This is a genomic window from Brevibacterium renqingii (genome assembly GCF_017808105.1).
Taxonomy (GTDB): domain Bacteria; phylum Actinomycetota; class Actinomycetes; order Actinomycetales; family Brevibacteriaceae; genus Brevibacterium; species Brevibacterium renqingii.
In genome coordinates this window covers 116817-134059 of record NZ_JADBHF010000010.1, presented here as the reverse complement: position 1 = coordinate 134059, position 17243 = coordinate 116817, and the positions used below count along the sequence as shown (strand labels likewise).

Annotated in this window: 14 protein-coding genes; 13 read left to right on the top strand and 1 reads right to left on the bottom strand. The window is 67.7% G+C overall.

The genetic code is table 11. From position 1 onward, the window contains the following. Positions 1 to 55: 55 nt before the first annotated feature. Positions 56 to 1408 (bottom strand): DUF349 domain-containing protein, encoded by a 1353-nt coding sequence (locus IHE57_RS11865; RefSeq protein ID WP_209373210.1) that lies wholly within the window; start codon positions 1406 to 1408, stop codon positions 56 to 58. Positions 1409 to 1527: 119 nt separating this feature from the next. Between IHE57_RS11865 and IHE57_RS11860 the strand changes: the two genes are divergently transcribed. The 13 genes from IHE57_RS11860 (at position 1528) to aroB (ending at position 17142) form a co-directional block, all read left to right on the top strand. Further along, positions 1528 to 2172 (top strand): MBL fold metallo-hydrolase, encoded by a 645-nt coding sequence (locus IHE57_RS11860; protein ID WP_209373208.1) that lies wholly within the window; start codon positions 1528 to 1530, stop codon positions 2170 to 2172. Between the two features lie 81 nt (positions 2173 to 2253). Further along, positions 2254 to 3588, top strand: a complete 1335-nt coding sequence (hisS, locus tag IHE57_RS11855; protein ID WP_209373206.1) for a histidine--tRNA ligase — start codon at positions 2254 to 2256, stop codon at positions 3586 to 3588. Positions 3589 to 3647: 59 nt separating this feature from the next. Continuing rightward, positions 3648 to 5432: an aspartate--tRNA ligase gene (aspS, locus tag IHE57_RS11850; RefSeq protein ID WP_209373204.1), complete on the top strand. Its 1785-nt coding sequence runs from the start codon at positions 3648 to 3650 to the stop codon at positions 5430 to 5432. Continuing rightward, positions 5432 to 6883 carry a replication-associated recombination protein A gene (locus IHE57_RS11845; RefSeq protein WP_209373202.1) on the top strand — a complete coding sequence of 484 codons (1452 nt, stop codon included), beginning with the start codon at positions 5432 to 5434 and terminating at the stop codon, positions 6881 to 6883. Before aspS ends, IHE57_RS11845 begins: the two co-directional genes overlap by 1 nt. Positions 6884 to 7193: 310 nt before the next feature. Then, positions 7194 to 7793, top strand: coding sequence for a 30S ribosomal protein S4 (gene rpsD, locus IHE57_RS11840; protein WP_209324931.1), 600 nt, complete (start codon positions 7194 to 7196; stop codon positions 7791 to 7793). Positions 7794 to 8041: 248 nt separating this feature from the next. Next, the gene (gene alaS, locus IHE57_RS11835) at positions 8042 to 10696 is read left to right on the top strand and encodes an alanine--tRNA ligase (RefSeq protein WP_209373200.1); all 2655 of its coding nucleotides are present in this window, start codon (positions 8042 to 8044) and stop codon (positions 10694 to 10696) included. Then, complete coding sequence (gene ruvX, locus IHE57_RS11830) at positions 10693 to 11169, top strand: Holliday junction resolvase RuvX (RefSeq protein ID WP_209373198.1); 477 nt, start codon at positions 10693 to 10695, stop codon at positions 11167 to 11169. The genes alaS and ruvX overlap by 4 nt, the downstream gene beginning before the upstream one ends. Then, the gene (mltG, locus tag IHE57_RS11825; protein ID WP_209324797.1) at positions 11166 to 12308 is read left to right on the top strand and encodes an endolytic transglycosylase MltG; all 1143 of its coding nucleotides are present in this window, start codon (positions 11166 to 11168) and stop codon (positions 12306 to 12308) included. The genes ruvX and mltG overlap by 4 nt, the downstream gene beginning before the upstream one ends. After that, entirely contained in the window at positions 12305 to 13234 is a 930-nt protein-coding gene (locus IHE57_RS11820) for a shikimate dehydrogenase family protein (protein WP_209373196.1), read from the top strand. Before mltG ends, IHE57_RS11820 begins: the two co-directional genes overlap by 4 nt. Positions 13235 to 13249: 15 nt before the next feature. Then, positions 13250 to 14020 carry an A24 family peptidase gene (locus tag IHE57_RS11815; protein WP_209373188.1) on the top strand — a complete coding sequence of 257 codons (771 nt, stop codon included), beginning with the start codon at positions 13250 to 13252 and terminating at the stop codon, positions 14018 to 14020. A 10-nt stretch (positions 14021 to 14030) separates the two neighbouring features. Continuing rightward, complete coding sequence (gene aroC / locus IHE57_RS11810) at positions 14031 to 15230, top strand: chorismate synthase (RefSeq protein ID WP_209324800.1); 1200 nt, start codon at positions 14031 to 14033, stop codon at positions 15228 to 15230. Then, positions 15227 to 15865: a shikimate kinase gene (locus IHE57_RS11805; protein WP_209324801.1), complete on the top strand. Its 639-nt coding sequence runs from the start codon at positions 15227 to 15229 to the stop codon at positions 15863 to 15865. Before aroC ends, IHE57_RS11805 begins: the two co-directional genes overlap by 4 nt. Before the next feature lie 161 nt (positions 15866 to 16026). Then, complete coding sequence (gene aroB, locus IHE57_RS11800) at positions 16027 to 17142, top strand: 3-dehydroquinate synthase (RefSeq protein WP_209324802.1); 1116 nt, start codon at positions 16027 to 16029, stop codon at positions 17140 to 17142. Positions 17143 to 17243 lie beyond the last annotated feature (101 nt).

The following is a 17243-nucleotide window of genomic DNA, read 5'->3' as shown; positions in this document are numbered from 1 at the left end:
TGGACGAGTACGGACTCGAACGTCAGGTCCTGTGGACAGGCCGCCAGGGCCTCACTCAGTCGAGTTCGGCCGCGGTCTGGGCCACCTGGTCCCTCCAGGCACGGCGAGCGTCGAGAGCGGACTGCGCCTCGGCGACGGTCTTCTCATCACCGCCGGCACGAGCGGTTTCGAGCTTCTTCTCGAGCTCGAGAATCGAGTCGTCGAGCTGGCTCAGTGCGCCGGAGGTGCGGGCCTTCGTCTCCGGATTGCTGCGCTGCCACGCGGCCTCCTCGGCCTCGGACAGGGCACGCTCGACCTCACGCAGACCGTTCTCCATCCGTGAGATGTCAGCCCGGGGGACCTTACCGGCCTCTTCCCACTCATCCTGAATGGCCCGCAGCTCCTTCTTCGCGGCGACCGGGTCCGTGATCGGCAGCAGCGCCTGCGCCCTCTTGAGCAGCTGCTCCTTGACGACGAGATTGCCTCTGTACTCCTCATCGAGCGCGGCGTTCTCGGCATCCCGGGCGGAGAAGAACACGTCCTGCGCCGCACGGAAGCGTGCCCACAGGGCGTCGTCGTCCTTCCGGGAGGCACGCGGGGCCCGCTTCCATTGGGTCATGAGCTCTTTGTACTTCTGGGACACGGAGCGGAAATCGGTCGATGCCGACAGCGATTCAGCCTCGGCGACGATCTTCTCCTTGATCCGCTTGCCCTCGGCGTTGAGCTTGTCGAGTTCTGCGAAGAACTCCTTGCGCTTGTGCTCGAAAGTGCTCCGCGCCTGTGAGAAGCGTCCCCACAGCTCCTGGTCGACCGAACGCGGCAGGCGAGGCCCGCTGCGCTGCATTTCCTTCCACTGCGCGAAGAGTTCGCGCAGCCGCGCACCCGACTGCTTCCACTGGATCTTCGAAGGATCCTGCTTGGCCAGCGCTTCGGCCTCGGCGACGAGCTCCTCTCGGTCCTCGGCGGCGGCGAGCTTCGCGGCCTGAGCGCGGGCGGCCTGCCGGGACTCCGTGGCCTCGGCATCGGAGATGAGAGTGTCGAGTGTCGCACTCAGGTTCTTGAGATCACCGACGACATTGGCCTCCGGCAGCGATTCCTGCAGGGTGGTGGCGGCAGAGACGATCTCGCGGCCCGGGGCGCCGGCGGAGAGGCGATTGCGCAGCAGGACCGCGCTCTCGACGAGTTCGACGTACTTCTTCGCGAAGTATTCGAGAGCCTCTTCAGGGGTGGCATCCGGATACTGACCGACGGGGCGTTCGCCGTCCGGGGTGGTGACGAACACACTGCCGTCGGCATCGGCACGACCATGCGCCACCGCGCGGGCCACCTCGGCGTCGTGGTCGACATGGCTGGCGTTGACCACCTGTGCCGCCTGCGGGCGGGGCAGGGATGACGGGCGGGGGGTCGGCTTCGGTGTCGGGGTCGACATGGTTCTCACCTTGTTTCCATCGGTCGAACCGGCAGGTCTTCACACCCGCCGATCACTCGATTGTGGGATAGACGTTATCCCAGCATAACCATCAGCGAGCCTGTGGATAGACTTTGCTCATGGATGTGTTGACAACCCACGCTGAATTCCTCGACGTCAACTGCTATGCCGTGCGCGCCGAGGGGCGCAGCGACTGCATACTCATCGACTCCGGCTACGACTGCGCTCCGGCTCTCGAGCGTCTGCTTGCCGAAGAGGGCCTGGCCCCACAGGCGATCTTCCTCACCCATGGCCACCCGGACCACATCCTGGGGCTGAACAACGTGCTCGCCCGCTGGAATGTGCCCGTCCACCTCGGCGGGGCCGATCGATATCGGCTGGATCGACCGGCGACGACGCTCAGCCCGCAGTTCGCGCAGATGCTCGCCCCGCTGGTCGAAGGGTGGGCGGCGCCCGAGGTGACCGACATCGCCGACGGCGAGAACTTCGAAGTGGCGGGACTGACGGTCACGGCCGTCTCCGCCCCCGGACACACCGAAGGGTCGATGCTGCTGCGCGTCGTCGCCGATGCCGAGGAGATCATCTTCACCGGAGACGTCGTCTTCGCCGGAGCCATCGGCCGCGTCGACCTGCCCGGGGGAGACGCTCGGGCGATGCAGGACTCGCTGCGTGCCTTCGCGGCCCTGCCGGACGTTCCCATCTATCCTGGACACGGTCCAGCGTCACGGGTCGGACGAGAACTGGCCACGAACCCCTTCTTCTGACCCACGACCGCGCCGGTGCCAGCGCCGGACCGCGGACCATCCGAACCTCACACCGCAACCGCACCGAAAGCAAGGAGCACCATGGCGAAGTCAGCCCGTCTGTCCGGATTCCCGGAACGACTTCCGGCCGAACGCGTGATCGAGAAGGCCATCATCGACACCCTCGAGCACACCTTCGCCCTGCACGGGTTCTCCGCCCTCAACCACCGCGCCGTCGAACCGATCAGTCAGTTGGCGAAGGACGGGGAGATCGACAAGGAGATCTTCGCCGTCTCCCGCCTGCACTCCGACGGTGCCGATCGCAACCCGCTGGGCCTGCACTTCGACCTCACCGTGCCTCTGGCGCGGTATGTCGCCGACAACGCCAATGAGCTGAGCTTCCCGTTCAAGACGGCTCGCGTGCAGCCTGTCTGGCGAGGGGAGCGACCGCAGGCCGGCCGCTACCGCGAATTCATTCAGGCCGATATCGACGTCATCGCCGACACGGAGCTGCCCGGCCATTTCGAAGTCGAGATCCCACTGGCCGTCGCCGACGCCTTCTCCCGACTCGCGCCCCTGGGGGTGCCGGGCATCAAGATCGTCGTCAACGATCGCCGGCTCCTCGAAGGCTTTGCCCGCGGCATCGGCCTGACGGACATCCAGGCGGTGCTGCGCTGCCTGGACAAGTACGACAAGATCGGGCCCGAAGAGGTCGGGAAGCTCCTCGCCGCCGAGGCCGGTGCCGACGAGAGCCAGCAGCGGCTGTGCCTGCAGCTGGCTGCCATCGAATCAGCCTCCCCGGCCTTCGCCGACGAAGTGCGCGCTCTCGGAGTGGAGCACCCGCTGCTCGACGATGGGCTCGAATCGCTGACGACCCTGCTTCGGGCCGCCCACGAACGGGCCCCCGGAGTCGTCGTCGCGCAGCTCAAGATCGCTCGCGGGCTCGACTACTACACCGGCGCCGTCTATGAGACACAGCTGATCGGACACGAAGAGCTCGGCTCCGTGTCCTCCGGCGGCCGCTACGATTCGCTCGTGAGCGTGGGCAAGAAGAACTACCCCGGAGTCGGGATGTCCATCGGAGTCTCCCGCCTCATGGCCTTCGTCCTCGGCGAGGACTCCGGTGTCCGCGCCACTCGGGGAACTCCCTCTGCGGTGGTCGTGGCGGTGACCGACGAGGACGGTCGCGGCGCGGCCGATGCCGTGGCCACAGCGCTGCGGGCCCGTGACATCCCGTGCGAGGTCTCGCCGAGCGCCGCGAAGTTCGGCAAGCAGATCCGCTACGCCGAACGACGCAACATACCCTTCGTGTGGTTCACCGACGGTGATTCCGGCCACGAGGTCAAGGACATCCGCAGCGGAGAGCAGACGCCGGCCGATCCGGCCACATGGGCGCCGAGCGCAGACGACCTCTGGCCGCGCGTGTACAGGGCCTGATTCATAAGCGACTATCATTGTTCAGGCGCTGACACATCAATATCACTAAGGAGTCCTAGGTGCTGCGAAGCCACGAAGCCGGAAGCCTGCGAGCCGAGAACGCAGGACAAAACGTCACCCTCACCGGGTGGGTCGATCGTCGTCGCGATCACGGAGGTGTGGCCTTCATCGATCTGCGTGACGCTTCGGGAATCGTGCAGGTCGTCGTCCGGGAAGACGATGCTCACCAGCTGCGCAACGAAACCGTGGTCAAGGCCACAGGCACCGTCTCGGTCCGCCCCGAAGGGAACACGAACCCGAACCTGCCTACGGGCGAGATCGAGGTCGTTGACACCGCCGTCACGGTGCTCTCCGAGGCTTCGGCTCTGCCGTTCCAGGTCTCCGACCACGCCGAGGACTCCGGCACCGTGGGGGAGGAGACCCGTCTGCGCTACCGCTACCTGGACCTGCGCCGCTCGGGTCCGGCGGCGGCGATCCGTCTGCGTTCGGACGTCAACAAGGCGGCCCGCTCGGTGCTCGATGCGCACAGCTTCGTCGAGATCGAGACTCCGACTCTGACCCGATCGACTCCCGAGGGCGCCCGCGACTTCCTCGTGCCCGCCCGGCTCAGGCCCGGCTCCTGGTACGCCCTGCCGCAGTCTCCGCAGCTGTTCAAGCAGCTGCTCCAGGTCGCAGGCATGGAGAGGTACTACCAGATCGCGCGCTGCTACCGTGATGAGGACTTCCGCGCCGATCGCCAGCCCGAGTTCACCCAGCTCGACATCGAAGCCTCCTTCGTCGAGCAGGAGGACGTCATCGCCCTGGCCGAGGAGATCCTCACCGCGCTGTGGAAGCTCATCGGACACGAGATCACCACCCCGATCCCGCACATCACCTACCACGAGGCGCTGGAGAAGTACGGTACGGACAAACCGGACCTGCGCTTCGGGCTCGAGCTGCACAACCTCACCGAATTCTTCGCCGACACCCCGTTCCGGGTCTTCCAATCGCCCTATGTCGGCTCCGTCGTCTATCCCGGCGGCGGATCTCTGCCGCGCCGTCAGCTCGACGGCTGGCAGGACTGGGCCAAGCAGCGCGGCGCCAAGGGACTGGCCTATGTGCTCGTCGGCGAGGACGGGGCCCTGTCCGGACCCGTGGCCAAGAACATCTCCGAGACGGAGAAGGCCGGCCTCGTCGCCGCCGCCGGAGCGAGTCCGGGCGATGCGATCTTCTTCGCCGCCGGAGACGCGAACTCCTCCCGCGCGCTGCTCGGTGCCGCCCGCAACGAGATCGCCGAGCGGACCGGTCTGATCGAGGACGGCGACTGGGCATTCGTCTGGGTCGTCGACGCGCCGCTGTTCGAATCGGCCGCTGATGCTCAGGCCGCCGGAGACGTCGCCGTGGGCGAGGGCGCATGGACCGCAGTTCACCACGCTTTCACCGCGCCGAAGCCGGAATTCCTCGACAGTCTCGAATCCGATCCGGGCAACGCTCTGGCCTACGCCTATGACATCGTGTGCAACGGCAACGAGATCGGCGGCGGGTCCATCCGCATCCACCGACCCGAGGTCCAGGAACGCGTGTTCAAGATCATGGGCATCTCCGAAGAGGAAGCGGCCGAGAAGTTCGGCTTCCTCCTCGAAGCCTTCAAATTCGGCGCGCCCCCGCACGGCGGCATCGCATTCGGCTGGGACCGCATCGTCTCCCTGCTGGCCGGTGTCGACTCGATCCGCGAGGTCATCGCCTTCCCGAAGTCCGGCGGCGGCTTCGACCCGCTGACCCAGGCACCGGCACCGATCACCGATGCCCAGCGTGCCGAGGCGGGCGTGGACTTCGAGCCGGAAGACGACGACGCCGAGGCCTGATGAGCCAGGAACCGAATCTGTTCTCCGACGGCCCGGACCAGGAACCGCCTGGTCCGGGCTTCACCGGTTCTGCGAACAGCTCTTCCGGCCGGGCGCTGGACCCCCTGGCCGTGCGGATGCGTCCGCGCACGCTGAGCGAGGTCGTCGGGCAGGAGCATCTGACCTTCCCCGGCTCCCCGCTCAACCAGCTCGTCGAGGCCAGCGGGGGAGACCGGGCGGGGGCCTCCTCGGTGATCCTGTGGGGCCCGCCGGGCGTCGGGAAGACGACTCTGGCGCATGTGATCTCCCATGCTCCGGGACGCACCTTCGTCGAACTCTCCGCGATCACCGCCGGGGTCAAGGACGTGCGGCAGGTGATCGAGAACGCCCGTCGCGAAAGGGAGATGTACGGCCGCACGACGGTGCTCTTCCTCGACGAGATCCACCGCTTCTCCAAGGCCCAGCAGGACGCCCTGCTGCCGGCGGTGGAGAACCGTCTGGTCGTCCTCGTCGCAGCCACGACGGAGAATCCCTCGTTCTCCGTCATCTCGCCGCTGCTCTCACGCTCACTCATGCTCACCCTCCGTCCCCTCGACGATGCCGCGGTGGGCAACCTGCTGGACCGTGCGATCGAGAGCGAACGGGGCCTGGCCGGGCAGTTCGAGCTCGCCGCCGAGGCTCGCGACTTCATCGTCCGCATCGCTGGAGCCGATGCTCGGCGTTCCCTGACAGTGCTCGAGGCGGCCGCAGGGATCGCCGCGGCCCAGGCCGCGGCCGGTCGGGCCGGCGAGGACGATGAGGTCAACGAGGCCGAGGACGGCGAAGAGGCCGAGACGCCGATCCGCATCACCGAACAGGCCTGCGCCGAGGCGAGCAGCGAGACCGTGTTGCGCTACGACCGCAACGGCGATCAGCACTACGACGTCGTCTCCGCGTTCATCAAATCCATCCGCGGCTCCGACGTCGACGCGGCGCTGCACTATCTGGCGCGGATGATCGTCGCGGGTGAGGATCCGCGCTTCATCGCCCGCCGGGTCGTCATCTCCGCCGCTGAGGACATCGGCATGGCCGACCCGCAGGCGCTGCCCATCGCCGTCGCCGCATCCACCGCCGTACAGAACATCGGCATGCCCGAAGGTCGGATCCCGCTCGCCGAAGCCGTCACCTACCTGGCTCTGGCACCGAAGTCGAACGCCAGCTACCGCGCACTCGACGCCGCCATCGCCGACGTGAAGAACGGCCTGGCAGGGCAGGTGCCGACCCACCTGCGCGACGCCCATTATCCGGGTGCCAAGGAACTCGGCCACGGTCACGGATACAAGTACTCACACGACTACCCGCACGGGGTGGCCGATCAGGAGTATCTGCCCGAGACGCTGCGGGGCAAGCGCTACTACACGCCGAGCACGAACGGCATGGAACGGTCGATGGCCGAACGGCTGGAGAACCTCAACCGCCTCCTGCGACCCTGACCTTCGAAGACGCCGCCGTCGAAAGCCACGATGGGTGACAGGCCGACCGCTGCGAGTGGGCGGGGAGTCGGGAAGATCACAGTCGCGGACACGCCGATCGGCTTTGCGGCGGACCGCGCGCACCCGCTAGGATTGACAGCTGTTGTGCCTGCACCCTAAAGGCGGTCGGTGCGAGCGGATCTCGACGCTCAATCCCTCTTTCCCATCCGGGGAAACAACGGTTGCGATCAGGGCGAGAACCTCAGGCCGGTCGTGACGAACCATATTGATGAAAGGTAATACAGTGCCAGCACCAGCACGCAACCGCCGCATGACGCGCCTCTCGCGCGCCCTCGGCATTGCTCTGACACCCAAGGCCGAGAAGTACTTCGAGCGTCGTCCTTACCCTCCGGGCGAGCACGGCCGCGCCCGTCGTCGCAATGACAGCGACTACTCGGTCCGCCTCAAGGAGAAGCAGCGTCTGCGCGCGCAGTACGGCGTCCGTGAGGCTCAGATGCTCAAGACCTACAAAGAAGCCAGCCGCCTCCCCGGTCTGACCGGTGAGACCATGGTCGAGCTCCTCGAATCGCGTCTCGACGCCCTCGTCCTGCGCGCCGGCTTCGCCCGCACCATGGCCCAGGCCCGCCAGTTCGTCGTGCACCGTCACATCACGGTCGACGGACAGCGCGTGGACCGTCCCTCCTTCCGCGTGAAGGAAGGCCAGACCATCCAGGTTCACGAACGGTCGGCATCGATGGATCCGTTCCAGGTCGCCGCCGCCGGCGGCCACAAGGACGTCCTGCCCGCAGTCCCGGGCTACCTCAACGTCAACCTCGAGGGCCTGCAGGCCACCCTCCTGCGCACCCCGAAGCGCGAAGAGGTGCCGGTCACCTGCGACGTGCAGCTCGTCGTCGAGTTCTACTCGCGCTGATCGGCTGAGCGAAACGCAGAGCGTCACCACGACTGCCCGGGACCGCTGGTTCCGGGCAGTCGTGCATTCACCGCAAGAGCGGCCGCTGGGCCGGAGCACGGTTCACGACGGGCCGGGCACGGCGGGTCGGCGTCGGCACGCCGCGCGGCCTCGCATATTGTGGTTGAGCCATTAAACTAGTCCCTGGTAAGTGCGGGTACGCATGAGTGAGTGCCGGTGCGCACGGGCAATTCGTGAAAGGTCTTGGATTGAAGACGGCAGAGATCAAACAACGCTGGTTGGACTACTTCGAAGCGAACGGGCACACCGTGGTCCCCTCAGCGTCGGTGATCAGCTCCGATCCGTCCATCCTGTTCAACATCGCAGGAATGGTTCAGTTCATCCCCTACCTCACCGGCCGTGAACCCGCTCCGTTCAACCGTGCCACGAGCGTGCAGAAGTGCGTGCGCACCGCCGATATCGAAGAGGTCGGAAAGACGACGCGCCACGGCACCTTCTTCCAGATGAACGGCAACTTCTCCTTCGGCGACTACTTCAAACGCGAGGCCATCCGGTTCGCCTGGGGACTGCTGACGAACCCCATCGCCGAGGGCGGACTCGGGTTCGACCCTGAGCTCCTGTGGGCGACCGTGCACGAGGACGATTCGGAGACGATCGACTTGTGGCTCGAGGAGACCTCGATCCCACGCCATCGGATCCAGCTGCGCGACAGCGAGGACAACTTCTGGCACACCGGCCAGCCCGGCCCCGGCGGGTACTGCTCGGAGATCTACTTCGACCGCGGACCCGACTACGGAGTCGAAGGCGGCCCCGTGGCCGACGAAGACCGCTACATCGAGATCTGGAACCTCGTGTTCATGGAGTTCGAGCTCAGCGAGGTCCGCTCGAAGGTCGACTTCGACATCGCAGGCGAGCTGCCGGCGAAGAACATCGACACCGGCATGGGTCTCGAGCGCGTGGCCTTCCTGCTGCAGGGTGTGGAGAACATGTACGAGATCGACGAGGTGTTCCCCGTCATCGAAGCCGCCAGCCGTCTGTCCGGCCGAGCCTACGGCAATGATGAGCAAGCGGACGTGCAGATGCGCGTCGTCGCCGACCACGTCCGCTCGGCGCTGATCATCATCGGCGACGGAGTCCGCCCGGGCAATGAAGGACGCGGCTACATCCTCCGCCGACTGCTCCGCCGTGCTGTGCGCGCAATGCGCCTGCTCGGAGTCAAGGACGAAGTCCTGCCCGAACTGCTGCCCGTGTCGATGCAGGCGATGAAGCTGTCGTACCCGGAACTCGAAACGGAGTTCGACCGGATCTCACGCGTGGCCTATGCCGAGGAGAAGGCGTTCCTGCGCACCCTCGAATCCGGCACCCAGCTGTTCGCGAACGCGGCGGAGTCCCTCGCCGGATCCGAGAAGACCATCAGCGGCGACATCGCCTTCGCCCTCCATGACACGCACGGATTCCCCATCGATCTCACCCTCGAGATGGCCGCCGAGGCCGGACTGAGCGTCGACGAGGCCGGTTTCCGAGAGCTCATGAGCCAGCAGCGCACTCGCGCCAAGGCCGACGCGAAGGCCAAGAAGGGCGGCGGGCACACCGACCTGTCGGCCTATTCGGCCCTCCTCGACGAAGGAACGAGCGAGTTCGTCGGCTACGACCGGCTCGAAACCGACACACGCGTCCGCGGAATCGTCGTCGACGGCGCGGCCGCCGAGGTGCTCACGACCGGGCAGAGCGGCGATGTCGTCCTCGATCTCACCCCCTTCTACGCGGAGTCCGGCGGCCAGCGGGCCGATATCGGCCTGATCTCCGGCCATGGGTTCACCGCCCGCGTCACCGACGTGCAGAACCCGGTCAAGGGCCTGCCCGCCCACCGCGTGGAGATCATCGACGGAGAGCTGCACACCGGCGACGAGGTGCTTGCCGCCGTCGACCACGACCACCGTTTCCAGGGCGCCCAGGCGCACACCGCGACCCACCTCGTCCACGCGGCGCTGCGTGAGATCCTCGGCAACCACGCCGTGCAGGCGGGCTCGCTCAACCAGCCCGGCTATATGCGCTTCGACTACTCGTTCCCCGAAGCCCCGAGCACCCAGATGCGCGCCGAGATCGAAGAGGTCGCCAACCTCGCGGTGCGCTCGAACTACGAGGTCGGCACCGAGTACATGCCCTTCGACGAGGCCCGGAAGTCCGGAGCCATGGCACTGTTCGGCGAGAAGTACCCGAACATCGTGCGCGTCGTCGACATCGGCGGTCCCTTCTCCCGCGAACTGTGCGGCGGCACCCACGTCGGCGCGTCTGCCCAGGTCGGGCCGATCTCCGTGCTCTCCGAAGCCTCCGTCGGCTCCGGCGTGCGGCGCATCGAAGCAGCCGTGGGCATGGACGCCTTCCGGTCCCTGGCCGCGGAGCGGACCATCGTGTCCTCGCTCTCGGAGATGCTCAAGGTCCCGGGCACCGACGTGCCCGGCCGCGTCTCCGATCTGATGAGCCGCCTCAAGGATGCTGAGAAGGAGATCTCGCGTCTGAACTCCCAGCAGCTGCTGGCCTCGGCCGGGAAGTTCCTCGACGACGCCCAGACCGTGGGCGCGACGCTCTTCGTCGTCGCCGATCTCGGCGAGGTCGCAAGCGGCGGAGACGTCCGCACCGTCGTCACCGATCTCCGTGCACGGGTGAGCGACCGTCAGGCCGTGGTGCTGGGACTCGGTGTGAGCAGCGGCAAACCCGTCGTGGTCATCGCGACCACCGAGGCGGCCCGCACAGTCGGACTGCAGGCCGGTCGGCTCGTGTCCCAGGCCTGCGGCGAGCTCGGCGGCGGAGGCGGCGGCAAACCCGACCTCGCCCAGGGCGGCGGCAGCGACCCGGCAGCGATCCCGGCCGCCATCGCGGCCGTCAAGGCGGCCATCCAGTGAGTTTCCGCCGAGGTCGCCGTCTGGGCCTCGACATCGGTGCGGTGCGGATCGGGGTCGCAGCCAGCGACCCCGACGGCATCCTCGCGACCCCGCTGACCGTGTTGCGGCGCAAAGACGAACCGGCGGCACTGAAGCAGCTGCGCGAGATCGTCGCGGAGTACGAACCCATCGAGATCCTCGTGGGGGACCCGAAGTCCCTCGACGGGGCCGCCCGGGCCGCGGCCGCCTCGGCGCTGAGTTTCGCGCGCGCGATCGCCGAGGCGACCGGCGCCCCCATCCGACTGATCGACGAACGCTTCACGACCGTCGAAGCCCACCACGCCCTGGCTGCGGCCGGGAAAACGTCGCGCCAGCGCCGAGAGATCGTCGACGCCCAGGCGGCCGTGATCATCCTGCAGAACGCCCTCGAGTTCGAACACAACACCGGTGCCCCCGCCGGACGCGAGATGCCCGACGAGGAGAGTGAGCAATGAGCCCGTTCCCAGGTGAGTTCTCGGCAGACGAGGGCCTGACCCGGTCGGAGATCCGAGAGAAGAAGCGGCGTCGGATGATGCGCAGGCGACGCACCACGACGATCGTGGTCATCTGCGTCCTCGTCTTCGGCATCGGGGGATTCTTCGGTGTCAGGGCCGCCGGCGGCGTGTTCGACGACCTCTTCGGCCCGAAAGGCGACTACGAGGGGAAGGGCACCGATGAGGTGTCGATCGAGATCGCCCCCGGGTCCTCCGCACGCACCGTGGCCAACCAGCTGGTCGAAGAGGGCGTGATCATGAACTCCGAACCCTTCCTCGACGAAGTCGAACGCCGTGACGCGACCATCCAAGCGGGAACCTGGACGATGCGGGAGAAGATGAGCTCGGAGGCCGCGGTCGAAGCGCTCATCAACCCGATCGCGCCGCCGAAGATCACCATCGCCGAGGGCAAACAGGTCGAAGAGATCAAATCGATCATGATCGAATCGGGAATGAACGCCGACGAGGTCGACAAGGCCATCGACGACAAGACGCCGAAGGACTACGGACTCGAGATCGAGGCACCGAGCCTCGAGGGCTATCTCTACCCGGCGACCTACGACCTCGACAAGACGAAGACCGCCGAGCAAGTCGTCCAGGAGATGGTCGACAAGACCGCGAGCGAACTCGACGAGAAGGGCATCGAGGACAAGGACGCCAATCGTGTTCTCACCCTGGCCAGCCTCGTGGAGAAGGAGTCCCCAGGGGACGAAGAGGTGCGCAAGAAGGTCGCCCGGGTCTTCCTCAACCGGATCTCCGACCATTCGAAGACCGGCGGACTGCTGCAGTCCGATGCCACCGTGGCCTATATCCACGGAGCCCGTTCGGATCTGACGACGACGAAGAAGGAACGTCAGTCGGATTCTCCGTACAACACGTACAAGAAGAAGGGACTGCCTCCCGGCCCGATCAACGCCCCGAGCTCCGGTGCCGTGGACGCCGCGCTCGACCCGACGAAGGGCGACTGGCAGTTCTTCGTGGCCACGAACCCCGACACGGGTGAGACGAAGTTCGCGGACACGTACGCCGAGCACAAGAAGAACGTCGAGATCTACCGCAGATGGCTCAAGGAGCACAGCGAGGACAGTGGTGAGGGATGAGGATCCTCGCCGCAGTGCTCGGGCGGCCGATCGCCCATTCGAAGTCACCGCTGCTGCACCGCTGCGCGTTCGCGGCCCTCGGCCTGGACACGAGCGAATACTCCCGCGTCGACCTCGGGGCCGATGAGCTCGAGACCTTCCTCGACGACCACCCCGCACACACCGGTTTCTCGCTGACCATGCCGCTGAAGGACCGGTTGGTCGACCTCGCCGACGCACGCGGCTGGACGATCGAGGACACGGCGGAGCTCACCGGCGCCGGCAACACGCTCGTGCGCACGGGGGAGCAGGTGCAGGTCGCGAACACGGACGTGCGCGGGATCGTGCGCGCGATCGCCCCGCACCTGGCGGCCCGCGCTCCCGGAGAGCCGGCGAGTCTGCAGGCCTCACGGGCGACGATCCTCGGCGCCGGAGCCACTGCCGCCTCGGCGCTCGTGGCCTGCCGCGAACTCGGCATCGGCCACGTCGACTTCCTCGTCCGCAGCCCCGACCGTGCCCGTCGGGTCCTCGAACTCGCCGACCGGCTCGGCATCACTGCATCGACGGCACCGCTGGAGAGGATCCCTGAGTCGGCACTCGTCATCTCCACCCTGCCCGCCGAGGCGGCTCCCGAGCTGCGCTGGGACGATTCCTCCACCGCCGGCGACGCCCCCGTCCGGGTCGCCCTCGACGTCGCCTATGCGCAGGACTCGGCGTTCCTCGCCGCAGCCGCCGCGCACGGTCTGCGTCCGGTCGAGGGCACGGCGATGCTCGTCGAGCAGGCCGTCGCCCAATTCGAGATGTTCCTGACCGCCGCGCGGGCAGCGACGGGTTCCCCGAACTCGGAGATGCCGCCTGAGACGATGAGCGGCGATGAGCTGCGCGAGCGGATCAGCACGGCCATGTACGCCGCCCTCGACCACCCCGGCTCCGAGTCCGGCGACTGATCGCAGGACGCGGTGGTGACGGGGATGCTGCACGGGATGGTCATCGTCCTGACGGTGCTCATCGCCCTGGCCACGGGACTCGTCCTCTCCCGCACGTCCCGGACCTGGATCGCCGACGACGGGCAGGCCGCCGCATTCGCTCGCGGTTGCGCACCCGGCGCAGTCCGCCCCGTGGTCACCGGCATCGCCATCGCCGCGGCGGCGGGACTGCTCTTCCCGGTCGGCACCGCCGGTCCGACCGGCCCGGCGCCGACGGCGTCTCCGGCCGCGGTCGGCATCGTCTCCGGCTCGAGCGGCCCGGTCGACCACATCGGCCTCGCGCTCGTCCTCGGAACGGTCGCCGGAGCGACGCCGTTCCTCATCCGGGCCGATGTGCTTCTGCGCCGGCTGCCCGATCGGATCGTCTGGCCGCTCATCGGAGTCTGCTTCGGCGTCGCAGCTCTCGCCTCCGTCCTCGGCCGCTGGCCCGGCTGGTCCCTTGCGCTCATCGCCGGTACGATCGCTGTCCTCGCTTTCGCCGGGCTGCATCTGCTCGGTCGCGTGCTGGGAGCCCGGACGATGGGCCTCGGCGACGTCAAACTCGCCTTCGTCGTCTTCTCCACGGCTGCGCTCTTCCACCCCTGGGCCGCAGCGCCGGTCCTCGTGGCGATGATGCTCGTCTCCTGCGTATGGGCGCTCATCGAAGCGATCCGGGCCCGTCGCCTGCGCGGGGTGACGATCGCCTTCGGACCGGCGATGCTATCCGGAATGTGGCTCGGGTCCGTGCTCGCCCCATTCGTTTTGTAGAATCGGTGGAATGTTGAGATGGCTGACTGCAGGCGAATCCCACGGCGAGGCGCTGACCGGGATCATTGAGGGGCTTCCCGCCCATGTACCGATCACCAGGGACGACATTCGAGCGAGCCTGGCTCGCCGCCGACTCGGCTACGGGCGCGGGTCGCGGATGAAGTTCGAAGCCGACGAGGTGAGGCTCCTCGGCGGAGTCCGCCACGGCGAGACCCTGGGCTCACCCGTGGCCATCGAGGTCGGCAACACCGAATGGCCGAAATGGGAATCCGTGATGAGCGCGGACCCCGTCGACGAAGGCGAACTCGAGGGCCTGGCGCGCAACGCCCCGCTGACCCGGCCCCGCCCGGGACATGCGGACATCGTCGGCATGCAGAAGTACGGCTTCGACGAGGCCCGGCCCGTGCTCGAACGCGCCTCGGCGCGCGAGACCGCGATGCGCGTGGCTCTGGGCACCGTGGCGGCGAAGTTCCTCGGTGAACTCGGCATTTCGCTCGTCTCTCACACCGTCGCGATCGGCACGGCCGAGCACGGCAGCGAGGCCGAGCCCGAACTGCCCACTGCCGCTGACGTGGCGGCACTCGACGCCGACCCCGTCCGCTGCTTCGACACGGAGCTGTCGGCGGCCATGGTCGCCGAGATCGACACCGCGAAGAAGGCGGGCGACACCCTCGGCGGCGTCGTCGAAGTCCTCGCCTACGGCCTTCCGCCCGGACTCGGCTCGCATGTGCACTGGGACCGTCGCCTCGACTCCCGCCTCGCCGGAGCCCTCATGGGCATCCAGGCGATCAAGGGCGTCGAGGTCGGCGACGGCTTCCTCACCACGAAGCGACCGGGATCCAGAGCCCATGACGAACTCGAAGTCGGGCCCGACGGGTTCCGGCGCACGAGCAATCGCGCCGGCGGCACCGAGGGCGGCATGAGCACCGGGGGACCGCTGCGTGTGCGGGCCGGCATGAAGCCGATCGCCACGGTCCCGCGCGCTCTGTCGACCGTCGATGTGAGCACCGGGGAGTCCGCGAAGGCGAACCACCAGCGCTCCGACGTCTGCGCGGTCCCGGCCGCCGGTGTCGTCGCCGAGGCGATGGTCGGACTCGTCCTCGCCGAGGCCGTGGTCGAGAAGTTCGGCGGTGACTCGGTCGCCGAGACGAAACGGAACCTGGACGCCTATGTCGCGGCCATTCCGGAGAATCTCCGCATCGGACGATGAACCAGCCCCCGATCCCGAAACCGGTTCCGCCACTGGAACCGGTCCCCGCCGCGCTCTCGCGCATCGTGCTGTCCGGCCCGCCTGCGGCCGGGAAGTCGACGATCGGGCGGCTGCTGGCCGACCGCCTCGGGCTGCCGCTGATCGACACCGACGCCAATATCGTGGACCAGTACGGAGTCATCGCCGAGATCTTCGTCGAACGCGGTGAGGACCACTTCCGACGCCTCGAACGCGAAGTCGTGCGCAAGGCGCTGCGGCGCCTCCTCGACCGCCCGGGCATCGTGTCCTTGGGCGGGGGAGCGATCCTCAACCCCGGCACCCGAGCTCAGCTGCGACACCCGGCGATCAAGGTCGTGCACATCGACATCGACGTCGACACCGTCGCCCAGCGGCTCAATGCCCCGCACCGTCCGCTCCTGCGCGGCGCCGGAACCGCGGTGGAGAACTGGCAGGCTCTGGTCCGCGAACGCGAACCGCTCTACCAGCAGGTCGCGACCTTCCGCGTGCAGGCCTCGAATTCGCCGCCGTCGACGGTGGTCAACCGGGTCGTCGACGTCCTCACCGGTCTGCAGCGGGCCGAGGAGTATGCGAAGTACGCCCATCTCGACGAGGACGGCACCGATGGCGGACGGTGAGACGCTCCTGCCCACAGCAGCAGCCGTGTGGCCGCCGCGGACCACTGAGGGCTAGGCTGGGTCGGGGCCGGTGCCGCCTCGGCACCCGCGCCCGGACGGTGCAGCGCCGAGGAGGCTTGCACCGTGCCGATAGGACGATGGACGATCAGGAAGACGGACGAATGAGCTTCACACGCATCAATGTCGACGCCGGCGGGACCTACCCGGTCCTCGTCGGCCAGGGGCTGATGGGCGAACTGCCCGAGCTCCTCGGAAACCGCGTCGAGAAGGTGCTCGTGATTCACCCGCGTGCCCTGCGGACCACGGGTGAAACGGTCCGCGACGACCTCTCGGCGGCGGGGCTCGAGGCTGTTGCCGCCGAGATCCCCGACGCCGAAGAGGCCAAGCACGTCCAGGTGGCCGCCTTCTGCTGGCAGGTCCTCGGCCAGTCCGATTTCACCCGCACCGATGCCATCGTGACTGTGGGCGGAGGCGCCGTGAGCGACCTCGGCGGATTCGTCGCCGCCACCTGGCTGCGCGGCATCCGGGTCATCCACATCCCCACGACCGTCCTCGGCATGGTCGACGCGGCCGTCGGCGGCAAGACCGGCATCAACACCGCCGAAGGCAAGAACCTCGTCGGCTCCTTCCACGCCCCCGCAGGAGTGCTCGTCGATCTCGACACTCTGGCCACCCTGCCGCAGAACGAACTCTTCACCGGCCTCGCCGAGGTGGTCAAGACCGGTTTCATCGCCGATCGCGGCATCCTCGACCTCGTGGCCGCCCATACCAAGGACGAGATCGGAGACGTCCAGGGGCCCGTGCTCCGGGAGCTGATCGAGCGCTCCATCCGGGTCAAGGCCGAAGTCGTTTCCGAGGACTTCGAGGAGTCCGGGCGGCGCGAGATCCTCAACTACGGGCACACGCTGGCCCATGCGATCGAACACAAGGAGCGCTACCAGTGGCGGCATGGAGCCGCGGTCTCCGTGGGCATGGTCTTCGCGGCAGAGGTGGCCTCCATGATCAAGAACCTGCCGTTCGAGACCGTCGACCTGCATCGGGAGCTGCTGAGCAAGCTCGGTCTGCCCACCGGATACCGTTCGGACGTGTGGCCGCAGCTGCTGGAGACGATGAAGCGGGACAAGAAGGCCCGCGGGTCGATGCTGCGGATGGTGCTGCTGTCCGATATCGGCGAACCGTCCACCGTCGAGATCCCCGATGCCTCGATCCTGCACACCGCTTATCAGGAGATCGGTGAGACCTCGCCGACGGTCGCGCTGCGCACCGACCTCGGCTGAGAGCCCATCGGCGAGGTCCGGCCTCGGCTGAGTCCTCGCCGCCGCGCTTCGACCTCGGCTGCGCCCGCCTGCGCGTGGCCTCGGATGGAAGCGGAGGTCCG